Here is a 3791-nt window from a genome sequence, read left to right as displayed (position 1 = left end):
CCGGGTGAGGTCCTGCCCGGAGACCAGCGCGCGTCCGGCCGTGGGGGGCACCAGCCCCAGCAGGACCGCAGCACGGTGCTCTTGCCCGCTCCGCTGGGGCCGACGAGCGCGACGCGTTCGCCCGGTTCGACGGTCAGGGAGAGGCCGTCGAGCGCGGGCGCGCCGCGGTCCGGGTACCGCACCCGCAGGTCGTCGAGGCGGATCGCGACGGGGCCCGGCGGGGCGGCGAGCGGACGGGCGGGCGGGGGCGGCTCCGGCGCGTCCAGTACCTCGAAGAGCTGCCGGGCGACGGCCAGGCCCTCGACGGCCTCGTGGAACCGCGTGCCCACCGCGCGGAGCGCGACGTACACCTCGGGCACCAGGAGGAGGACGAGCAGGCCGGTTTCCAGCGGGAGGTCGCCGGACCGCAGCCGGAGGCCGATCGGGACCGCGACGAGGGCGACCGAGAAGGTCGCGACGAGTTCGAGGACGAACGCCGACAGGAAGGCCACGCGCAGCACCCGCAACGTCACCGACCGGTGCGCGTCGGCCGCCTCGCGGACGACGCGGGCCTGCGCGGTCGCGCGGCCGAACACGCGGAGCGTCGGGAGGCCGTTCACCACGTCCAGGAAGTGCCCGCCGAGCCGGGCGAGCTGCCGCCAGCGGCGCTCGGCCGCCGCCCGGGTCCGCAGCCCGATGAGCACCCCGAAGATCGGGATCAGCGGGATCGTGACCGCGACGATCAGGGCGCTGGCCGGGTCGGCGGCGGCGAGCCACACGCAGAGGGCGGCGGGGACGGCGGCGGCGGTGCAGAGCTGCGGGAGGTATCCGGTGAGGTACGGGTCGAGGGCGTCGAGCCCGCGGCCGAGCGCGGTCGTCAGCTCTCCGGCGCGTCTGCCGGAGAGCCAGCCGGGGCCGAGTTCCTGCGTGCGTTCCAGCACGCGGGCGCGCAGTCGTGCCTTGAGCCGCTCCGCCGCACGCTGGGCCGCGGCCTGGTGGAGCCGTCCGAGCAGGGCGCGGACGGCGAGGACGGCGACGAACAGCCAGAGCGCGGGCAGGCCGGTCCCGGTCGCGAGGACGCCCGAGAGCAGCTCGGCCTGCGCGATGATCAGCACCGCGACGGCGGTCGCGGTCAGCACCGTCCACGCGAGGTGGCGGCGCGCTCCCGGCAGGTGCGCGAGCAGCCTGCGCTCTTCGACTCTCATCAGAAGAACACCGTGCTGTCGCGGCCGACCCGCCGCCGGAAGATCCACCACAGCCACGCCTGGGCGAGCAGGAGGAACGGAAGCACCGGCACGGCCATCAGCGCGAGCCGGTCGAGGGTCTCGTGCGCGGCGGCGGCGTCGCCGACGCTCGGGGCGAGCCCGGCGCCGACGGCGAGGACGGGCGACAGCGCGGCCACGACCGTGCAGCCGAACGCCCGTCCGGGACGGGACGCGGCGAGCATCCGCCCGGCGAGCAGGATCGCCCCGACCGGCGGCGGCCGGGATCGCCGCGGCCCAGGCCCGGTCCAGGTCGCCCAGCAGGACGACGGCGAGGCCGGTCACCGCGCCGGTGACGGCGGCCGGGACGACGAGCCGTCCGGCGAGGGCGGCGGGCGCCGGGCTCTGCGCGAGGGGCAGCCGGAGGCTGAGGAAGAGCGCGCCGTGCATGGCGAACAGGCCGGTCGTCCACACCGCGCAGAGCAGCGCGACCGGGTCGAGCACGCCGATCCCGGCCGGGCCGCCCGGCACGCCGCCGGCGAGGTTGCCGACGGTGAGGCCGATGGTCACCGCGAGCCCGGCGCTGCCGGCGAAGATCGCGCCCTCCCAGCCGCGCCGCCAGCGTTCGGACTCGCGGCGGCTCCGGAACCAGAAGCCCGCGTCGCGCACCGCCCAGGAGACCAGCAGCGCGGTCACGACCGGGTAGAGGCCGGACAGGACGGCCCCCTCCAGCACGGGGAACGCGCCCACCAGCACCCCGGCGGTCGCGACGAGCCACACCTCGTTGGCGAGCAGGAACGGCCCGACGGCGGTGAGCACGGCGCGGCGCTCGGTGTCGCGGCCGCGCAGGAAGGGCAGGACGAGCCCGGCGCCGACGACGAATCCGTCGAGGGCGAACCAGCCGCCGAAGAGCACGGCGACGATCAGAAGCCACAGCAGTTCCATCGCAGGTCCTCTCGCCGGCTAGAGCCGCAGGGGCAGGTCGTCGTCGGTGGTGTCGCCCGGCTCGGGCGCGGCGGCCGCCGCGGCGCCCAGCACCGCGGCGTCCGGTCCGGCGCGGGCGACCCGCGCGATCAGCAGGTAGTCGATCACGGCGAGGACGGCGAACACGAGCGTGAACGCGACGAACGACGTGAGCACGGCCGCGGTGGACACCGGGGAGATCGCGTCCTCGACCCGCAGCTCGCCGTAGACGAGCCAGGGCTGCCGTCCCGCCTCGCGGACGAGCCAGCCGGCGGTCGCCGCGATGAACGGGACGGGGATGAACCAGGTGAAGAACCACAGCAGCCAGCGGCGCCGCTCGATCCAGTTCTTGATCAGGAACAGCAGCGGCAGCCAGAACAGGTACTCGAACAGTCCGCCGACCCAGGTCATCACCTGGAAGGCGGTGGCGATCCAGTCGGGCGGGGTGTAGTCGCCGGGCCCGAACTCGGCGACGGCTTGTTCCTGCAGCTGCGCGAGGTCGGTGTCGCCGGTCGTCCAGACGGTGGCGAACTTCAGCGGCTGGGTCTGCTCGACGACGTCGAGCTGGGAGTAGCCGGTGCTGACGACGAAGAATCCGGCGACCGCGGCGACCAGCAGGCCGATCCGCATCGAGCTGCGGAACAGCAGGTGGTGCTCGGTCTTGCGGCGGAAGTGCCAGGCGCTGACGCCGGCCACGAAGAAGCCGCCGGCCAGCAGCACCACCGCGACGATGTGCCGGATCGCGGAGATCGCCGACTCGTTCGTCACCAGCGCGCCGATGTCGCTCAGGACCATGTGGTCGCCGACCCGCTCGCCGCCCGCCGGGTTCTGCAGGAAGCCGTTGGCGACCATGATCCAGAAGACCGAGGCGTAGGCCGCCAGCACCACGATCCAGAACAGCGCGACGTGCACCAGCCGGGGCAGGTGCCCCCAGCCGAAGATCCAGATGCCGAGGAAGGTCGACTCGATGAAGAACGCGACGAGCGTCTCCATCGCGAGCGGTGCGCCGAAGACGTCCCCGGCGAAATGCGACAGGCCGCTCCAGTTCAGCCCGAACTGGAATTCCAGCGCGAGGCCGACGATGATCCCCATCGCGTAGTTGATCACGTAGATCTGTCCCCAGAAACGCGTCATCTGCTCGAAGACGGGCTTCTTCGTCAGCGCGTACCGCGTCTCCATGACGGCGACGATCGGCCCGAGCCCCAGGGTGAGGATGACGAACAGGAAATGCAGGCCCGCGGTGACCGCGAACTGCAACCGGGCCAGCTCCACTACCACCTCGGGCCTCCCTCTCGCCGATGCCCGGGACCGGGCACTGTGTCAGCCTACATGTAGGCAGACTACTCGTCTATCGAGCGGCCCGATCCGGCCGTCCCGTGCGGTTTCCCCTCCATGACGCCCGTCGCGGCTCGCGTCCGGTTGGCGGCCCGCTCGACCGGGCGCTCGACCGGGCCTCGACCGGCCGGAGAGCGGGCGCCCGCACGCTCGGCACGGAACGCGACATCCGGAGGCGGGCATGCGAGGCGACGGGCGCACGGCGCACCTGTTCAGGGAGCTGCTGCGCGCGACGCGGCGGAGCCTGATCCAGCTCGCCGCGTTCACCTGGTCGCGCCGAGCTGCATCGCGCGGCGCGGGAGGCCGATCCGG

At 73.8% G+C, this 3791-nt stretch carries 2 protein-coding genes; both read right to left on the bottom strand.

Annotated features, from left to right (window positions below; genetic code table 11):
* Positions 1–2126, bottom strand: a 2126-nt coding sequence (locus BJF79_RS51910; RefSeq protein ID WP_143220613.1) for a cytochrome d ubiquinol oxidase subunit II, incomplete at its 3' end; no start/stop codon positions are given.
* Between the two features lie 18 nt (positions 2127–2144).
* A complete protein-coding gene (locus BJF79_RS34305; RefSeq protein WP_075903690.1) occupies positions 2145–3422 on the bottom strand; it encodes a cytochrome ubiquinol oxidase subunit I in 1278 nt (425 codons plus the stop codon).
* Positions 3423–3791 lie beyond the last annotated feature (369 nt).

The organism is Actinomadura sp. CNU-125, assembly GCF_001942465.1.
Classification (GTDB): domain Bacteria; phylum Actinomycetota; class Actinomycetes; order Streptosporangiales; family Streptosporangiaceae; genus Spirillospora.
Note: the sequence above shows the minus strand (reverse complement) of the source record. Positions and strands in the feature narration are given on the sequence as shown.